Raw genomic sequence first — 19,395 nt, 5'->3', positions numbered from 1 at the left:
CACCAGTCCAACAACACGGACAATGTTGTAACCACACAAGTCTTCCCACACCACTCCCGACGGGGTTGGTGACGGGTGAAAGGGTTACGGCGGTCATAGCGTGGGGGAAACGCCCGGTCCCATTCCGAACCCGGAAGCTAAGACCCACAGCGCCGATGGTACTGCACCCGGGAGGGTGTGGGAGAGTAGGTCACCGCCGGAACATCATTAAAAGTAGGGCCCTGACAACGAACGTCAGGGCCCTACGACTTTAACCACCACACACGCACCCAGGGCGGCCTAGACTTACGGGTTATGACCCCCCGAACCTCCGGCCCCGCGGGCAGGCGCGCCACCATCCTGGACGTTGCGGCCGCAGCGGGGGTGTCCCGCCAAACCGTGACCCGCGCCATGAACGGCATGACAGGCATCAGCCAGGAGACCAGGGAGCGGGTCCAGAAGCTCGCTGCAGAGTTGGGCTACACCCCAAGCCGCTTTGCAAAGGGACTGGTGCAGGGCGCCCGGATCTCCGTGGGCCTCGCAATCCCTGATCTGACCAACCCCTACTTCCCGGCCTTTGCCTCGAGTGTGGTGGAGGAAGCGACTTCCCGCGGGTGGAATGTAGTGGTGGACGACTACGGCCACGGCAGCGGGAGCGCCCTGGATGCTGCGGCCCGGCTGGCACCCCAGGTCGATGCGCTGATTGGGTATCTTGCGCCCCATTCCGATGAAGCCCAAGACATCATGGGACGGCGTCCCGTCGTCGCCCTTGATTCGCCAGAAGCGGGCACCGCCGGCGGGATCGCTTTTGATTTCCACCATGCAGCCCGGCTGGCCCTCGCACACCTGGCATCGCGGGGGTGCCGCAACATCGCCTTCCTGGACTCCGGACAGGGAGGGGCCCCCAGCAGCCGCAGCGCCGCTGCGGCAGCCGTGGCGGCTGATGCCGGCATTCAGCTCACCCGCCTGGAGGCCGAACCGACGGCGGGCGCAGCGAAGCAGGCCATGGCGGGCTTAGCGGCGGCCGGGGCTGGCCGACCCGACGGCATCCTCGCTTTCAATGACCTCATGGCAGCCGGAGTGCTGAAGGGCCTGCAGGAGGCAGGCGTGTCTGTTCCAGGAGACTGTGCGGTCATGGGCATGGATGGAATAGCTCTGGGCGAACTGCTGACGCCCGAGCTGACCACCCTCTCGCTGGACCTCCGCGCGGTGGGCCGGGCCGCCGTCGGACTCCTGGACGGTTTGCTGTCCGGCTCACTCCCTGAGCGCAGCCCTGCGGCCTACCGGACCCTTCATCACCAGCTGGTGCAACGGCAATCCGCCTGACCCCTACTCAAATGACGCACCAAACAGTAAACTCTTGCTGCAGTCTGCGTGAACGTTCACGTTCTGGTTTATTCCCCATCCCAAGCAAGGAACCCACATGTCCGTGCATACCCCCGCCGCAACTGCCGGCGTCCACTCCGGCCGTTCAGCAGGAACTTCCCGGAGCCTCGAACTAGGCGGCGTGGACGTCGCCGAACTCGACTCACTGGAACCTGGCCGGGGAAGTCTTCCGGCGCGGGCCTATCTGGCATCTGACGCAGCGCGGCTCTCCCTGAACGGTGAGTGGCACTTCCGGCTGAGCCCGGGAATCCGGAAGGCTCCCGCGGATGGGTGGCAGCAGGGGGGAGACCTCGCTGGCTTCACAACCCTTCCCGTGCCGTCGAGCTGGAACATGCACGGCCACGGATCGCCCGCCTACACCAACGTCCAGTTCCCGTTCCCGGTGGAACCGCCCCACGTGCCGGACGCCAACCCAATCGGTGACCACGTGGTGACCTTTGACGCCGGCCCGGAGTTCTTCCCGCACGCGCTGCTGCGTTTCGACGGCATCGACAATGCCGGAACCGTATGGCTGAACGGCGTGGAGCTGGGCACCACCCGGGGCAGCCGGCTGGCCCACGAGTTCGACGTCTCGGGGGTCCTGGTCGAAGGCACCAACACGCTGGCCGTACGGGTGGCCCAGTTCTCCGCCGCAAGCTATGTGGAGGACCAGGACATGTGGTGGCTCCCGGGGATCTTCCGGGACGTGACACTCCACGCCCGGCCCGCGGAGGGCATCGACGATGTCTTTGTCCACGCGGGCTATGACCCGGACACGGGCGAAGGCACGCTTCGCGTTGAGGTGACCCGCGCCGGTCAGCCGGCTGACGCCGTCGTACGTGTTCCGGAACTTGGCCTTGAACTGGCCGCAGGCATGGAGCAGCGCGTTCCCGGCGTGGAGCCCTGGTCCGCGGAGATCCCCCGCCTCTATGACGCAACGGTCAGTACGCGCGGTGAGACGGTTTCGCTGCAGCTGGGCTTCCGGAGCATCACCATCGAAGACGCCCAGTTCAAGGTGAACGGCCGCCGCATCCTGCTGCGTGGCGTGAACCGCCATGAGCACCATCCCTGGCTTGGTCGTGCGGTGCCCCGTGACGTTATGGAAGCGGAACTGCGGCTGATGAAGCAGCACAACATCAATGCCATCCGCACCTCGCACTACCCGCCGCACCCCGAATTCCTGGCGCTGGCGGACCAGCTGGGTTTCTATGTGGTCCTTGAATGCGACCTCGAAACGCACGGCTTCGTGAGCGCAGGCTGGGCGCAGAACCCCAGCGATGACCCGCAGTGGGAGCCGGCGCTGCTGGACCGCATGCAGAGGACCGTGGAGCGTGACAAGAACCACCCGTCGGTGATCATGTGGTCGCTGGGCAATGAGGCGGGCACCGGCCGCAACCTTGCTGTCATGTCGCGCTGGACCAAGGACCGCGACCCGTCCCGCCCGATCCACTATGAAGGCGACTGGTCCTCGCCCGACGTCGACGTCTACTCCCGGATGTACGCCAGTCAGGCTGAGACGGCGCTCATCGGGCAGGGCATAGAGCCGGCCCTTGAGGACTCCGGACTCGACGCCCACCGACGCGCCATGCCGTTCGTGCTGTGCGAATACGTGCACGCCATGGGCAACGGGCCGGGCGGCATGAGCGAGTACCAGGAACTGTTCGAAAAGTACCCCCGGCTGATGGGCGGCTTCGTCTGGGAGTGGCTGGAGCATGGCATTACGGTGCCTTCGCCAGGTGGCGGCGAGCATTTCGCCTATGGCGGGGACTTCGGCGAGGAGGTCCACGACGGAAACTTTGTCACCGACGGCCTGGTGGACGCCAACCGCAAGCCCCGCCCCGGCCTCCTGGACTTCAAGAAGGTGATTGAACCGCTGCACCTCGACGTTTCGCCGTCCTGGGCCGAATTCACCGTTCGGAACGGTCAGGACTTCGCGGACACGTCCGCGTTCCGTTTCCAGTACTGGGTGGAGTCCGACGGCGTGACCCAGCGTGAGGGGACGGTGGCCGTTGCGCCCCTGGCGCCTCAGTCCCAGGCGGATGTGGAGTTGCCGGCGGAGGTTGCAGAGTTTGCGGCGGGGTTGTCGGAGGATGCGAACGCTGTACTCACCGTCCGTGCCGTGCTGACCACAGATACTGCCTGGGCAGGTGAAGGCCACGAGGTTGCCTGGGGGCAGGCGGCCCGCTTCGCTCCTCTGGACGAGGGGGTGCCGGCGCGTGACTCAGTGGAGGTGGGAGATGGGGAACTGTGGCTCGGCACAGCTGTATTCGACCGGGCCACGGGCATGCCCACGTCGATCGGCGGGCTCCCGGTTGAGAAACTTGCCCTTGCCCTGTGGTGGCCGCCGACTGACAACGACCTTGGGCGGGAATGGGGCGGCGCGGACCCGCGCCCCCTTGCCACCCAGTGGAAGGACGCAGGACTTGACCGGCTGCACGCCCGCCTGCTGGGGATCAGCGCGGAGTCAACGGACGACGGCGGTGAGCACCTCCGCGTGAGCACACGGGTGGCTGCGGCGGACAAGCAGTTTGGGGTGCTGGTGGACTACATGTGGAGCAGCAGTGACGGCGCGCTGGCACTCCGGACACAGGTCAAACCTGTAGGCGACTGGGTCAACGCGGGCTTCGACGTCGAGTGGGCACGCATCGGCCTGGAGCTCGTCCTGGGGACGGAGACGGGCTCTGTGGGGTGGTTCGGCCAGGGGCCGCACCAGAGCTATCCGGATACCGGCCAGGGTGCGCGCACCGGATGGTTCGAATCGACCCCCGCCGACCTGGATGTCGACTATGTCCGGCCCCAGGAGTGCGGTGCCCGTTCCGGCGTGCGGTCCGCGGTGTTGGAGACCGGTGGAAGGCAGATAGGAATTTCCGGCGAACCATTTGCCCTGACCGTACGGCCTTATGGCCTGGACGTGCTTGCCGCTGCTAACCACAGGCCGGACCTCGCTCCGGACGGCCGCACTTACATCTACCTGGACCATGCCCTCAGGGGTGTGGGGACTGCGGCTTGTGGGCCCGGGGTGCTGGAGCCCTACCGCCTAAGGCCGCGGGAGGCTGACTTCGAATTGGTCCTGCGCGTGGAGTAGGGATCCGCTGGATGTGAGCCACTCCATAGAAGCAGTAGTCCTGCTCTACTGGGGCGCCAGAGCTGGTGGTTGCCGCCAAAAACCGCGGAATTCCGAGGTTTTTGGTGGCACCCTGGGCTCTTCCTGCCCGATTTGCGGTGGGGGTTGTGTGCGGGTATTGTTTTCTGAGTCGCCGCCGCTGAAGCGGAAAAATAGCGGCCAATCCCCTTGATGACAGCCTGGAAAATGGTTCGCTTTTGTGGCGTGCTGGTGATGGGTGGGGCCGGTTCTTTTGAAGTTTTGCCCGCTGGAAGGCGGATTTGCGAAGCTGTGGGGGATCGGGTAAGTTTGAAAAGTTGCTCCGGAGCGATCCTGAACGTTGGTTTGGGTGGTGCCGGGTGTGTCTGTTGTTTGAGAACTCAATAGTGTGCCAAGTTTGTTGATACCGATTATGTATGTAATTGGTTGAATTTGCCGAATCGTGCCGCCCCTGTGGTGCTGGTTTGGTGTTTTTAGCTGGTTTCAAATTTTGTGCAGCCAATTTTTGCCGTTATTTCCGGTGGTTTTGGTTGTGTCTGTTTGTTTTCAACGGAGAGTTTGATCCTGGCTCAGGATGAACGCTGGCGGCGTGCTTAACACATGCAAGTCGAACGATGAAGGGAGCTTGCTCCTGGATTAGTGGCGAACGGGTGAGTAACACGTGAGTAACCTGCCCTTGACTCTGGGATAAGCCTGGGAAACTGGGTCTAATACCGGATATGACCTTCCATCGCATGGTGGTTGGTGGAAAGCTTTTGTGGTTTTGGATGGACTCGCGGCCTATCAGCTTGTTGGTGGGGTAATGGCCTACCAAGGCGACGACGGGTAGCCGGCCTGAGAGGGTGACCGGCCACACTGGGACTGAGACACGGCCCAGACTCCTACGGGAGGCAGCAGTGGGGAATATTGCACAATGGGCGCAAGCCTGATGCAGCGACGCCGCGTGAGGGATGACGGCCTTCGGGTTGTAAACCTCTTTCAGTAGGGAAGAAGCGAGAGTGACGGTACCTGCAGAAGAAGCGCCGGCTAACTACGTGCCAGCAGCCGCGGTAATACGTAGGGCGCAAGCGTTATCCGGAATTATTGGGCGTAAAGAGCTCGTAGGCGGTTTGTCGCGTCTGCCGTGAAAGTCCGGGGCTCAACTCCGGATCTGCGGTGGGTACGGGCAGACTAGAGTGATGTAGGGGAGACTGGAATTCCTGGTGTAGCGGTGAAATGCGCAGATATCAGGAGGAACACCGATGGCGAAGGCAGGTCTCTGGGCATTAACTGACGCTGAGGAGCGAAAGCATGGGGAGCGAACAGGATTAGATACCCTGGTAGTCCATGCCGTAAACGTTGGGCACTAGGTGTGGGGGACATTCCACGTTTTCCGCGCCGTAGCTAACGCATTAAGTGCCCCGCCTGGGGAGTACGGCCGCAAGGCTAAAACTCAAAGGAATTGACGGGGGCCCGCACAAGCGGCGGAGCATGCGGATTAATTCGATGCAACGCGAAGAACCTTACCAAGGCTTGACATGAACCAGACCGCCGCAGAAATGTGGTTTCCCCTTTGGGGTTGGTTTACAGGTGGTGCATGGTTGTCGTCAGCTCGTGTCGTGAGATGTTGGGTTAAGTCCCGCAACGAGCGCAACCCTCGTTCCATGTTGCCAGCGGGTAGTGCCGGGGACTCATGGGAGACTGCCGGGGTCAACTCGGAGGAAGGTGGGGACGACGTCAAATCATCATGCCCCTTATGTCTTGGGCTTCACGCATGCTACAATGGCCGGTACAAAGGGTTGCGATACTGTGAGGTGGAGCTAATCCCAAAAAGCCGGTCTCAGTTCGGATTGGGGTCTGCAACTCGACCCCATGAAGTCGGAGTCGCTAGTAATCGCAGATCAGCAACGCTGCGGTGAATACGTTCCCGGGCCTTGTACACACCGCCCGTCAAGTCACGAAAGTTGGTAACACCCGAAGCCGGTGGCCTAACCCCTTGTGGGAGGGAGCTGTCGAAGGTGGGACTGGCGATTGGGACTAAGTCGTAACAAGGTAGCCGTACCGGAAGGTGCGGCTGGATCACCTCCTTTCTAAGGAGCACCTACAACTTTCTCATCACGGACGCATGTTGGTGGTGGGGGTTGTCAGGAGTAAAGGCCCGTTGCACGGACGAATGTTTCGTGGCGGGTGCTCAAGGGTGGAATATCAACAAATAGCGGCTGTTTCTTCCTGCGCTTCTTCTCTAGTACGAACCCTGGTGGTTCTGGAACGGTGGGTGCGGGTGGGGATGGTTTAGTGTTTGGCACACTGTTGGGTCCTGAGGCAACAGGACCATGTGGTGGTCTCCGTTTGTGGGGGTTGCCGGGTGGGTTTGTTTGTTTCTGGTTTCCCTGCCATGACGGTTCACGTGCTTTGTGTGTGTGGGTTGTGTGGTGTGGGGTTGTTGTTTGAGAACTACATAGTGGACGCGAGCATCTTGTATAAGAAGCAATTTCCAAGATATTTGAACCTGGATCTGGCCGCACTTTGGTGTGGTTGGTTTCGTGGTTCTCTCGAGTGAGCTTGTTTTTGATCTTTGTGGTCAAGTTTTTAAGAGCACACGGTGGATGCCTTGGCATTAGGAGCCGAAGAAGGACGTAGGAATCTGCGATAAGCCTGGGGGAGTCGATAACCGGACTGTGATCCCAGGGTGTCCGAATGGGGAAACCCCGCTGAGCGCGCGAGTGACTTGGTGACCCGTACCTGAACACATAGGGTGCGTGGGGGGAACGCGGGGAAGTGAAACATCTCAGTACCCGCAGGAAGAGAAAACAATAGTGATTCCGTTAGTAGTGGCGAGCGAACGCGGATCAGGCTAAACCGTTCCATGTGTGATAGCCGGCGGGCGTTGCATGGTCGGGGTTGTGGGACTTTCCGTACCAGTTCTGCCGGGCTGGTGGGGTGTGATGTGCGCGCATAGGTGAACGGTTTTGAAAGGCCGGCCAGAGAGGGTGTTAGTCCCGTAACCGTAATGTGTTTGTACCGCCTGTGAGAGTATCCCAAGTAGTACGGGGCCCGAGGAATCCCGTGCGAATCTGTCAGGACCACCTGATAAGCCTAAATACTCCCTAATGACCGATAGCGGACCAGTACCGTGAGGGAAAGGTGAAAAGTACCCCGGGAGGGGAGTGAAACAGTACCTGAAACCGTGTGCTTACAATCCGTCGGAGCCATCTTTGTTGTGGTGACGGCGTGCCTTTTGAAGAATGAGCCTGCGAGTTAGTGTTACGTCGCGAGGTTAACCCGTGTGGGGCAGCCGTAGCGAAAGCGAGTCTGAATAGGGCGTGTGAGTGGCGTGATCTAGACCCGAAGCGAAGTGATCTACCCATGGCCAGGTTGAAGCGACGGTAAGACGTCGTGGAGGACCGAACCCACTTCAGTTGAAAATGGAGGGGATGAGCTGTGGGTAGGGGTGAAAGGCCAATCAAACTTCGTGATAGCTGGTTCTCCCCGAAATGCATTTAGGTGCAGCGTTGCGTGTTTCTTGCTGGAGGTAGAGCTACTGGATGGCTAATGGGCCCTACAAGGTTACTGACGTCAGCCAAACTCCGAATGCCGGTAAGTGAGAGCGCAGCAGTGAGACTGTGGGGGATAAGCTTCATAGTCGAGAGGGAAACAGCCCAGACCACCAACTAAGGCCCCTAAGCGTGTGCTAAGTGGGAAAGGATGTGGAGTTGCCCAGACAACCAGGAGGTTGGCTTAGAAGCAGCCACCCTTAAAAGAGTGCGTAATAGCTCACTGGTCAAGTGATTCCGCGCCGACAATGTAGCGGGGCTCAAGTACACCGCCGAAGTTGTGGCATTCACACTTGTTCCTAGCCTTCGTGGTTCAGGAGTGTGGATGGGTAGGGGAGCGTCGTGTGGGCGGTGAAGCTGCGGTGTAAACCAGTGGTGGAGCCTACACGAGTGAGAATGCAGGCATGAGTAGCGAAAGACGGGTGAGAAACCCGTCCGCCGAATGATCAAGGGTTCCAGGGTCAAGCTAATCTGCCCTGGGTAAGTCGGGACCTAAGGCGAGGCCGACAGGCGTAGTCGATGGACAACGGGTTGATATTCCCGTACCGGCGAAAAACCGCCCATGCTGAGCGGGGGATACTAACTGCCCGAAACCTGCCTGACACCCCTTGTGGGTGAAGGGTTTTGGTGGAGCGCAGGACCTGATCCCGGGAGGCAAGCGTATTAACAGGTGTGACGCAGGAAGGTAGCCGAGCCGGGCGATGGTTGTCCCGGTCTAAGGATGTAGGGCGAATGGTAGGCAAATCCGCCATTCATATAGCCTGAGATCTGATGGGACCCCCGTATGGGGGGATTCGGTGATCCTATGCTGCCGAGAAAAGCATCGACGCGAGGTTTTAGCCGCCCGTACCCCAAACCGACACAGGTGATCAGGTAGAGAATACCAAGGCGATCGAGAGAATTATGGTTAAGGAACTCGGCAAAATGCCCCCGTAACTTCGGGAGAAGGGGGGCCCCAACCTTGAACACCACTTGCTGGTGGGAGGGGATCGGGGCCGCAGAGACCAGGGGGAAGCGACTGTTTACTAAAAACACAGGTCCGTGCGAAGTCGCAAGACGATGTATACGGACTGACTCCTGCCCGGTGCTGGAAGGTTAAGAGGACCGGTTAGCCTCACGGCGAAGCTGAGAATTTAAGCCCCAGTAAACGGCGGTGGTAACTATAACCATCCTAAGGTAGCGAAATTCCTTGTCGGGTAAGTTCCGACCTGCACGAATGGAGTAACGACTTCCCCGCTGTCTCAACCATAAACTCGGCGAAATTGCAGTACGAGTAAAGATGCTCGTTACGCGCAGCAGGACGGAAAGACCCCGAGACCTTTACTATAGTTTGGTATTGGTGTTCGGAGTGGCTTGTGTAGGATAGGTGGGAGACGTTGAAGCCCGGACGCCAGTTCGGGTGGAGTCATCGTTGAAATACCACTCTGGTCACTTTGGACATCTAACTTCGGCCCGTAATCCGGGTCAGGGACAGTGCCTGATGGGTAGTTTAACTGGGGCGGTTGCCTCCTAAAAAGTAACGGAGGCGCCCAAAGGTTCCCTCAGCCTGGTTGGCAATCAGGTGTCGAGTGTAAGTGCACAAGGGAGCTTGACTGTGAGAGAGACATCTCGAGCAGGGACGAAAGTCGGGACTAGTGATCCGGCGGTACATTGTGGAATGGCCGTCGCTCAACGGATAAAAGGTACCTCGGGGATAACAGGCTGATCTTGCCCAAGAGTCCATATCGACGGCATGGTTTGGCACCTCGATGTCGGCTCGTCGCATCCTGGGGCTGGAGTAGGTCCCAAGGGTTGGGCTGTTCGCCCATTAAAGCGGTACGCGAGCTGGGTTTAGAACGTCGTGAGACAGTTCGGTCCCTATCCGCTGCGCGCGCAGGAAATTTGAGAAGGGCTGTCCTTAGTACGAGAGGACCGGGACGGACGAACCTCTGGTGTGTCAGTTGTACTGCCAAGTGCACCGCTGATTAGCTACGTTCGGATGGGATAACCGCTGAAAGCATCTAAGCGGGAAGCTCGCTTCAAGATGAGATTTCCATACACCTTGTGTGTGAGAGGCCCCCAGCCAGACCACTGGGTTGATAGGCCGGATGTGGAAGCGAGGACTAACGACTCGTGAAGCTGACCGGTACTAATAGGCCAACAACTTACACCACACAGAAAAACATTCTGCTTGCGTCCACTATGTGGTTCCCAACCAACAACCCCTGTTGGTGGAACCATAACTGAATAACAACACCACCAGTCCAACAACACGGACAATGTTGTAACCACCAGTCTTCCCACACCACCCCCGACGGGGTCGGTGACGGGTGAAAGGGTTACGGCGGTCATAGCGTGGGGGAAACGCCCGGTCCCATTCCGAACCCGGAAGCTAAGACCCACAGCGCCGATGGTACTGCACCCGGGAGGGTGTGGGAGAGTAGGTCACCGCCGGAACAACTATTAGGTCGAGGCCCCAACCACACATGGTTGGGGCCTCCCACATTTAAACCAACAAGGCACGTGCGGAACGCCCGCTCACTTCCGGCAGCCAGGGCACGAACCCCCGCTCACCTCTGACGGGTAAACACCCAACCCCAGCTCACCTCTGACAGGAAAATCAGGAATCCCCGCTCACGTCCTTCTCGCGGCACATCCGCGGCCCCTCCAGCGAACCCTGCCAGAGGTGAGCGGGCGCCGGGAGGGAACGTGCAGGATGTGATCGGGCGCCGGGGATGTCAATGGCCATTGGTTTCTGCCCACGGGCGGCCAGTTAATCGGCCCGCTGGTGGCCAGTAAAGCTGCCCGGTGATGGCCAACAGATCTGCCCACTGAGGGTTGTCGGTGGGGTTGGCCATCGTCGAGGGTTTGTTAGTTCAGTTGGGTGACTCCTTTCCCGGCGAGAGCTTGAGTGAGTCGGATGGAGTCACCGCTGGTTTGGCAGACGTGGGCGTGGTGCAGGAGACGGTCCACGGTTGCCGTGGCCAGGGTTTTGGGCATCAGCTCGTCAAAGCCGGCGGGGTGCAGGTTCGAGCTGATGGCCACGGAGCGTTTCTCGTAGGCGGCGTCCACGACCCGGTAGAGTCCTTCGGCGGCGTCGGTGGCCACCGGGAGAAGGCCGATGTCATCGATCACGACGAGTTCCGCGCGGAGGATCCTGGCCACTGCCCGGGTGACGCTGTCGTCGGTGCGATGCGCACGGATCAGGGCGCCGAGGTCCTCGAGCCTGAACCAAGCAACGCGCATCCCCGCTTCGACGGCTTGCTGGCCGAGCGCTTCGAGGAAGAACGTTTTCCCGGTGCCGGAGGGCCCGCAGACGACCAGGTTCTCGCGTCGGGTGATCCATTCCAGGGTGCGCAGGGCTTGCTGGGTCGGCGCCGGGATCGAGGAGACGGCGGGGTCCCAGACGTCGAAGGTCTTCCCGGTCGGGAAGCCTGCTGCTTTGCGCCGGGTGGCGAGCATGGACCGGGCCCGGCCGGCTGCTTCCTCGGTGAACAGTGCCTTGATGATCTCGGTGGGTTCCCAGCGCTGGGCTCGTGCGGTCGCGATCAGCTCCGGTGCCAGTGCCCGGGCGTGGGGCATCTTCAGTTGCCGCATCAGCGCTTCCAGTTCGGCCGGCAGGGCCGGGGCGGTGGTGTTCGTGGTGGTGACCGGGCTCATCGGCTCTGCTCCTTTGCGGGGGCGCTGGACGGCTCGGCGCCGAGGCCTGCCCAGGCGCTGGTGCCTTGGGTGAGGGACCTGGTTTCGTTAGCGGCGTGGGTGGTGGTGCGGCGGATGTTCGCGTTCAGGATGGAGGGCAGGTCGCCGTGGGCGAACCGGCCGTGCAGCGCGGCGTCTCCCAGGGCACGGTCCACGGACTCGGTCCCGGCGATCTTGGCCAGGGTCACGGCCTCGGCCATTTTCATGTTCATCCGGCCTGTTCCTGCAGCCGCGGCTTCCACGAGCCAGGTCTTGGCGCCGGCGCCGATGGCCAGGAACTCGGCTTCACCGGCGGTGCGTGCCTTCACGGCGTAGTCGCCCGGGGTTCTGGTACTGGTCCCTGGGAAGTGCTCCTCGATGACCGCGGGACTGCCGGGCCTTGCCCGGCCGTGGCGGGCGACTTCGACCGGGCCGGTCGGGCCGTGGTGGACGATGATGACCTGTTCGTCAGGGCCGGTGCCGTGGGAGCGGACGAACACCTTCGCGCCGAGCAAATGCGACGGCACCGAGTACTGGGCGTTCTCGAAGGAGACCATCGGGGTGTTCTCCGGGACTATACGGGCCAGCCCGAACGCGACCGTGTGCGCGGTCTCCGGGATCCGGTGCAGCCGGGCCGCTTCCTCCGCCAAAACCATTGCGGGTTTACGTCGGGTGGCCCGGTGTTCGCGGTTGTTGACCTCGTCCATGAACGCCTCGCAGGCGGCCTCCAGCTCGGCAAAGGAAGCGTAACCGGGCCTCAGGTTCGTGTCGGTGGGCACGAGGTCGGCTTTGGCCAGTTTCACCGACGCTTCGACTCCGCCTTTCGTTGCAGGGTCCGCGGGCTGGCAGGTCAGCACGGTGACCCCGTAGTGCCGGGCGAAGTCCAGGGTCTGCTGGTTCCGCACCGGAACCCCTGCGACATGGGCCGTTGTCACGGTTTTCTCGTTATCGGTCAGCACATACGTTGGTGCCCCGCCCAGAATCCGGAAGCACCGGTCCAATGCGGCGAACACGCTCGGCGCGGTCCGGTCCCGCAACGGGATCACGATCCGGAACCTTGAGAACGCCAGCCAGGCAACGAACAGAATGGTTTTTACGCCGCCGATCCGTGGCCCGTCGCCGAAGTCGTACTGCAGCCACATCCCAGGCTCGGTGATCCACGGCCGGTGCACACGGGTGTGTCCGAGCCGCCACGCGGCCTTGACCTGCGCGATCGCCCGGCGCGTAGACCGCTCCGACCCCCCGTAACCCAGACCGAGCAGCTTCTCGTGGGCCTTATCGGCGCGGATCCGGCCCTTGGACGCCTCCACCCATTCCTCGATCTTAGGCAGGTAAGCGTCCGTGACCCTGGGCCGGGGCGCCGGTTCTGCAATTGGCCGGCCGGCGTCCCGCGCGGCGACGTGCCTGGCTACAGTGTGGTGCGAGCAGCCCGTGAGCTCCGCGGTGGCGCGCAACGATCCGGTCAGATCATAGGCAGCAAGAATTTCCATGATTTCTCCGTCATGCTTCATACAGGGCCTCTTCCTGGGACGACATTTGGTGCGACTAGACACCGTCATCAAATCCCGGGGAGAGGCCCCCGCCGCTTAAGACGCGGCAGGAACAGTTGAGGAAGTGGGCAGATCTCATGGCCACCGCTGGGCAGTTCTACTGGCCATCAGTGGGCAATTACGTGGCCGCCTATGGGCAGTTTTTCATGGCCGCTTACACGGGGAAGGAGCTGCCAGATGTGAGCGGGCGTGAGTATGTGAGCGGGCGTCCGGAGAGAAGCTGCCAAACTTGAGCGGGCGTTGAGGGAGAGCTTGCCTGATGTGACGGGGCGTTCACCATCAACCTGCCAGAGGTGAGCGGGCGTCGCAGGAAAGCCGGCGGGATGTGAGCGGGCGTCGGGGGAGAAGCCGCCAGACCTGACCGGGCGTCCAGGGAGAAACGGGGCAGGGAGCGCAAAGTGGTCCTGGAGGGAGCGAATATGGCCCGGAATCGGTGATTAACCTCAAAAAGTCCCGGAAACACGCGGAATTTGCGGACCGCAAGGGCCCAAGCTGGTAAGTTTTCGGACAGTGGCCTGTGCGCATGCCGCGTGCAGGCTCCAGAATCAGAACCGTCCAGGAGGACATAAATGGCTAAGAACCGTAGTGAACTTGTTGCAGAGGTAGCAGGCAAGGCCGGCACCAGCCAGGCTGCCGTTAACTCCGTCCTCGATGCACTGTTCGAGGTTTTCGAGACTTCTGTCGCCGCCGGCGAGAAGATCACCATCCCGGGCTGGCTCGCAGTTGAGCGCACCGACCGTGCAGCCCGCACCGGCCGCAACCCGCAGACCGGCGAGACCATCCAGATTGCAGCAGGCCACAGCGTTAAGCTGACCGCCGGCTCCAAGCTTAAGGCTGCAGTCTCCAAGAAGTAGAGCTTCCCCTGCCGGCACATCGCCGGCCGGAACAAGGAGCGGCAACCGGGAGGTTGCCGCTCCTTGGCATTTAACCGGATTCGCGGCCTGGGCGGGCGTGGCGGACAATGGAATGGTGTCTTCTGCCGCAAAACCACGTTCCACCCCTCCCCAGACCGATCCCGGCAAGGGAGCTGCGGTCCGGGACGCCGGAACCCGGGGGATTACCCTGCCCTGGCAGCTTGCAGGCCTGGCGGCGCTCTTCCTGGGCCTCGCGGCAGCCCTGATCTTCTCCGGCGCCGCAGCGGCCCGCAGCGTCGCCGACCCCGGCGCCCTGGTGCGGTGGGGCCTGCCGATCAGCAAGGCCATCCATAACGTATCGTTGGCGACCGTCGTCGGGGGCCTCGTCTTCGCCGTCGGCATCCTTCCCAGGAACCTCAACGCCCGGCACCATATCCCGCGCAGCCGGGGAGCGGACGGAGGTAGTGAAGCCCCCGAACACCCAGCCTTCACCAGGGCCCTGGCGGTAGCAGCTGTGGCGGGAGCGGTGTGGACCTTGTCCGCCATCGCAGTCCTGGTGCTCACGTACGGCGACGTAGCAGGGCAGGGGTTGTCCGGCGACCCGGCATTCACCCAAGCGCTGGTCTACTTCATGACCGACATCGAAACAGGCCGCGCATGGCTCGCCGTCATCATTATTGCCGCGGTGGTCACCACTGCGCTGTTCGGCGTCCGGTCCCTGGGCGGCCTGGCCCTCACCCTCATCCTGGCCCTGATCGGCCTGGTACCCACAGCCCTGATTGGCCACTCATCGAGCTCCTCGGACCACGAAGGCGCCATCAACTCGCTGGGCCTTCACCTGGTGGGCGTGACCACCTGGGTGGGCGGCATCATCATCCTGGCCCTGCTGTCGGGGATCCTGACCGGTACCAAGCCCGGCGCGGCAACGGACATTACCGAACCAACGCTCCGGCGCTTCTCCAGCCTGGCTGGCTTTGCCTTTGTGCTGGTCTTCGCCTCAGGCATCATCAACGCCAGCATCCGGGTCACCAGCTGGTCCGATCTTTTCGGGTCCGCGTACGGGCAGCTGATCCTGGCCAAGACGGCCGCCGCGGTGGTGCTGGGCGGCATCGGGTTCATGCACCGGCAGTGGGTCATTCCCCAGCTGGGACGCAAGGGCGCCACCATGTCCTCAAGGCGGGTCCTGTGGCAACTCATCGTGGCCGAACTGTTGAGCATGGGTGCCACCTCCGGCATTGCCGTGGCCCTGGGCCGGTCAGCCCCGCCGCAGCCCACCGAGCTGGCCCCCGATGCGTCACCCGCCTTCATCCTTAGCGGTTACGAGATGCCGCCCGAGCTCACGCCCGAACGCTGGTTCACCGAGTGGCGCCTGGACTGGATCTGGGTGGGCGTGGCCCTGTTCGGGCTGGTGACCTACTTCATGGGCGTCGCCACGATCCGCCGGCGCGGCGACTCCTGGCCGTGGTTCCGGTCGGTGAACTGGGTGGTTGGCCTGGTGGTGCTGACCTACATCACGTCCGGGCCGCCGTCGGTCTATGGCCGTATCCTGTTCTCCGCGCACATGGTGGACCACATGGCCCTCACCATGGTCGCGCCGATCTTCCTGGTGCTGGGCGCGCCGGTGACCTTGGCCCTGCGTGCCCTGCCCGCCCGTGGCGACGGCTCACGCGGCATGCGCGATTGGCTCCTGGTCTTTGTGCACTCCAAGTTCTCGCAGCTGGTCACCCACCCGCTGTTCGCCGCGGCCAACTTTGCCGGCTCCATCATCCTGTTCTACTACTCGGATCTGTTCGGCTACGCGATGCGCGATCACGTGGGCCACGAGCTGATGAACCTGCACTTCCTGCTGACCGGTTACATTTTCGTTCTGACCATGATCGGCACGGACCCGCTTCCGCGCCGTGCGCCGTACCCCATGCGTTTGCTCCTGCTCTTGGCCACCATGGGCTTCCACGCCTTCTTCGGCGTCTCCATCATGGGCGGGACCGGGCTCCTGGCTGCGGACTACTTCGGCAACCTGGGCCGCGCCTGGGGCCCCTCGGCCCTGGCCGACCAGCAGGCTGGTGGCGCCGTGGCCTGGGGCATCGGTGAGGTGCCGACGCTGTTGGTGGCGATCGGCGTCGCCATCATGTGGTCCAGATCGAGCCAGCGGGAGGCGACTCGCGTGGACCGTGCGGCGGACAGGAATAATGACGCCGATCTAACCGCTTACAACGATATGTTTGCCAAATTGGCCGAACGCGATGCCAGGCTGGCTGAACGCAACAAGCTGGAAGGACGCTGATGAGCGAAACCGTACGCACCCATGCCCGGGTCCGGGCCTCCGAACTGGTGGGCCGCAACTGGTTGAACACCGGTGGCAAGACCCTGGACCTGGAGGCCCTGCGCGGCAAAATTGTGCTGCTCGATTTCTGGACCTTCTGCTGCATCAACTGCCTGCACGTCCTGGATGAGCTGCGCCCGCTGGAGCAGCAGTACTCGGATGTGCTGGTCACCGTGGGTGTCCACTCGCCCAAGTTCGAGCACGAGGCGGACCCGGTGGCGCTGGCCGCAGCCGTGGAGCGCTACGAGATCCACCACCCCGTGCTGGACGATCCCGAGCTGGACACCTGGAAGGCGTACACTGCCCGTGCCTGGCCCACCCTGGTGGTCATCGACCCCGAGGGCTACATCGTGGCGCACCTTTCCGGCGAGGGCCATGCGGATGGCCTCGCCGTGCTGATCCCCGAACTCATCGCAGAGCACGAGGCTAAGGGCACCCTCCACCGAGGCTCCGGCCCCTACGTGGCACCCGAAGCGACATCGGGTACCCTGCGCTTCCCCGGCAAGGCGCTGTTCCTGCCGCCGGGCCGCGGTTCCACGGCTTCGGCTGGAACGTCCGACGGCGGCACGGCAGCAGGTGCCGCAGCCGCGGCTGCTGCCGAGAAGGGTTCCTGGCTGGTTACCGACACCGGGCATCACCGCCTGGTGGAACTCGGCACCGACTTCGAGACTGTCCTTGCCACCTTCGGCTCGGGAACCAAGGGCTACGCCGACGGTCCCGCCGCCGGGGACACCGCCAGCGCCCAGTTCAACGAACCCCAAGGCCTGGTCCTGCTGCCGGAGGATGTGGCAGCCAAGGCGGGCTACGACGTCGTCATTGCCGACTCGGTCAACCACCGCCTGAGGGGACTCTCGCTCACGGACGGCAAGGCCTCCACCCTGGCCGGCAACGGCATCCAGCGCCTGCTGGAAACCGGCCCGGCGCGCGTGGACGAGGAAGGCGCCGGCTTCAGCGGTTCACTGGGCAACGACCCCTTGGACGTTGCGCTGAGCTCGCCGTGGGACGTGGTGTGGTCGCGCAAGCTGAATGCGGTGGTGGTGGCCATGGCCGGAACCCACCAGATCTTCAGCTTCGACCCCGTCACCGGTGCCGTGTCGATCATCGCCGGCAACGGCCTTGAAGGACTCTTGGACGGACCGGCCCACGAATCCTGGTTCGCCCAGTCCTCCGGCCTGGCCGAGGACGCGGACGGCAACATCTGGGTTGCGGACTCCGAGACCTCCGCCCTCCGCAAGCTGGTCATCGCCGACGACGCGTCCATCACCGTGGAGTCCGCGGTGGGCAAGGGCCTGTTCGACTTCGGCTTCCGCGACGGCCCCGCAGCCGAAGCCCGCCTCCAGCACCCGCTCGGCGTGACCGTCCTGCCGGACGGCTCCGTGGCCATCGCGGACACTTACAACGGAGCCGTGCGCCGCTACGACCCTGCGTCCGGCACCGTTTCCACGCTGGCCCGCGGACTCGCCGAGCCGTCCGACGTGATCGTGGACCACACCCAGTCCGCAGGCACGGAGCCCCTCCTGGTGGTGGTCGAGGCCAACAAGCACCAGCTGGTGTACGTGCCCATCCCCAAGGAAGCGCAGCAGGTGGACGAGGGTGCGTCCCAGACCCAGCGGCCCAAGAGCCCCGTTGCCCCCGGCACGCTGGACCTGACGGTTCGCTTCACCGCGCCCACCGGGCAGAAGCTCGATGACCGCTGGGGCGACGCCACGCAGCTGAAGATCTCCTCCACCCCGCCCGAGCTGCTGGTATCCGGCGGCGGGACCTCCGTGGGACTCCTCCGCACCCTGGAGCTGTCTCCCGACGTGCCCGAGGGCGTGCTGCACATTACCGCCCGCGCCGCCGCGTGCGACGGACCCGAAACCGAGGACGGCGAGATCCCGGACCACGCCGCCTGCCACCTCTACCAGCAGGACTGGGGCATCCCCGTGGTCCTGCAGGCCGACGGCGACAGCGAGCTGGTCCTGGACCTCCGCGGGATGGACTGACCCCGTCTACTCCCTGCCGAACTGGCCCAGTTTTCAAGCTTGGAAAGCCTGAGGACCAAAACTGGGCCAGTGTGGGCGGCCCTGTGTCCACATAGCGCCCGTGACACCTGCCGGCAGCCCCAGAGGCCAGACATTGTGGCCTCATGGACCCATCGGAAATCCTCAAATCGGCCGGAGGAGTGCTGCTGCGGCGGGACGTGGCAGCCGCCGGGGCAACGGATACGGACATCAGCCGGGCAATTCGTGGCGGACAGGTGGTGCGGCTGGAGCGCGGGCTGCTGGCCGTACCGGGTGCTGACGCGGAACTGGTGGGAGCAGGACTGGCCCGCAGCCTGCTGACATGCGCATCGGCCGCCCCGCACTACGGACTGTGGCAGCTGCAACCGGCTGCCCGTCCTCACTACTGGCAAAGCAACGGAAGACGTACCGTCCGCTGCGTCAGCCACCGGCTTTCCCTCACGCAGCGGCCCCGTCATCGGACCCTTGCAGCACTCCCCGACGTGCTGCTTCACGCACTGCTGTGCCTGCCTGAACTGGAGTCGCTGGTCATGGTGGAATCCGCCGTCAACAGAGGGGACATTGAGCCGTCCCTGCTGTTGCGGCACTTGAAGGGCAATCGGTCAGGCAAGGCACGGAATGTTGTGTCCAAAGTTGAACGCGGGGCAGACTCTCTCCTGGAAACCTTGGCCCGGGTGTTGTTCAGGGATGCCGGCATAGCCACCGAGACCCAGGTGTGGATTGAGGGTATCGGCCGCGTGGACTTTCTGTTGGAGGGGTTCCTCATCGTTGAGATCGACGGGCTCGCCTTCCACCTTGACGCCCGCCAATTCAAAAAGGACCGCCGCAGGGACAACACGGCCGTCCGTCACGGATTCCCTGTACTCAGGTTCTTCTATGACGACGTGGTTTACGCCCCTGAGTCCGTGCTGGCGCAGGTCCGGGAGGTCCTGGCGCGGGGATCACTGCGGTGGCCGCAGCCGAACCAGCCCAGTTTTCGGGGCGATTGTGGCTAAGGAACAGAAGAACATGGCAGGCATGAGTTCAAA

8 protein-coding genes and 4 rRNA genes are annotated in these 19,395 nt (G+C 63.0%); 10 read left to right on the top strand and 2 right to left on the bottom strand.

The window, feature by feature from the left end; genetic code table 11:
* The first annotated feature begins 85 nt into the window (after positions 1–85).
* From rrf (ACIGJD_RS19325) to rrf (ACIGJD_RS19300), 6 genes are all read left to right on the top strand, one after another.
* A 5S ribosomal RNA gene (gene rrf / locus ACIGJD_RS19325) occupies positions 86–202 on the top strand.
* A gap of 92 nt (positions 203–294) precedes the next feature.
* Positions 295–1,305, top strand: coding sequence for a LacI family DNA-binding transcriptional regulator (locus tag ACIGJD_RS19320; protein WP_483687537.1), 1,011 nt, complete (start codon positions 295–297; stop codon positions 1,303–1,305).
* 97 nt (positions 1,306–1,402) lie between these two features.
* Positions 1,403–4,429 carry a glycoside hydrolase family 2 TIM barrel-domain containing protein gene (locus ACIGJD_RS19315; RefSeq protein ID WP_483687536.1) on the top strand — a complete coding sequence of 1,009 codons (3,027 nt, stop codon included), beginning with the start codon at positions 1,403–1,405 and terminating at the stop codon, positions 4,427–4,429.
* A gap of 564 nt (positions 4,430–4,993) precedes the next feature.
* Positions 4,994–6,516, top strand: a 16S ribosomal RNA gene (locus tag ACIGJD_RS19310).
* Between the two features lie 489 nt (positions 6,517–7,005).
* Positions 7,006–10,133 (top strand): 23S ribosomal RNA (locus ACIGJD_RS19305).
* A 166-nt stretch (positions 10,134–10,299) separates the two neighbouring features.
* Positions 10,300–10,416: ribosomal RNA gene (gene rrf, locus ACIGJD_RS19300) — 5S ribosomal RNA — on the top strand.
* The 16S, 23S and 5S rRNA genes sit together here, the layout of an rRNA operon.
* Before the next feature lie 414 nt (positions 10,417–10,830).
* Here rrf (ACIGJD_RS19300) and istB read toward each other — a convergent pair.
* Both istB and istA read right to left on the bottom strand, forming a co-directional pair.
* Positions 10,831–11,619, bottom strand: a complete 789-nt coding sequence (gene istB / locus ACIGJD_RS19295) for an IS21-like element helper ATPase IstB (RefSeq protein WP_223917531.1) — start codon at positions 11,617–11,619, stop codon at positions 10,831–10,833.
* Positions 11,616–13,148, bottom strand: coding sequence for an IS21 family transposase (gene istA, locus ACIGJD_RS19290; RefSeq protein WP_483687535.1), 1,533 nt, complete (start codon positions 13,146–13,148; stop codon positions 11,616–11,618). Before istA ends, istB begins: the two co-directional genes overlap by 4 nt.
* Positions 13,149–13,756: 608 nt before the next feature.
* Here istA and ACIGJD_RS19285 point away from each other — a divergent pair.
* From ACIGJD_RS19285 to ACIGJD_RS19270, 4 genes are all read left to right on the top strand, one after another.
* Entirely contained in the window at positions 13,757–14,041 is a 285-nt protein-coding gene (locus ACIGJD_RS19285; RefSeq protein WP_011693739.1) for an HU family DNA-binding protein, read from the top strand.
* Positions 14,042–14,153: 112 nt separating this feature from the next.
* A complete protein-coding gene (locus ACIGJD_RS19280) occupies positions 14,154–16,325 on the top strand; it encodes a bifunctional copper resistance protein CopD/cytochrome c oxidase assembly protein (RefSeq protein WP_483687534.1) in 2,172 nt (723 codons plus the stop codon).
* The gene (locus ACIGJD_RS19275) at positions 16,325–18,349 is read left to right on the top strand and encodes an NHL domain-containing thioredoxin family protein (protein ID WP_483687533.1); all 2,025 of its coding nucleotides are present in this window, start codon (positions 16,325–16,327) and stop codon (positions 18,347–18,349) included. The genes ACIGJD_RS19280 and ACIGJD_RS19275 overlap by 1 nt, the downstream gene beginning before the upstream one ends.
* 143 nt (positions 18,350–18,492) lie before the next feature.
* On the top strand, positions 18,493–19,362 hold the full coding sequence (locus ACIGJD_RS19270) for a DUF559 domain-containing protein (RefSeq protein ID WP_483687532.1): 870 nt from the start codon (positions 18,493–18,495) through the stop codon (positions 19,360–19,362).
* Positions 19,363–19,395 lie beyond the last annotated feature (33 nt).

The organism is Arthrobacter sp. E1SS-5, assembly GCF_057073715.1.
Note: the sequence above shows the minus strand (reverse complement) of the source record. Positions and strands in the feature narration are given on the sequence as shown.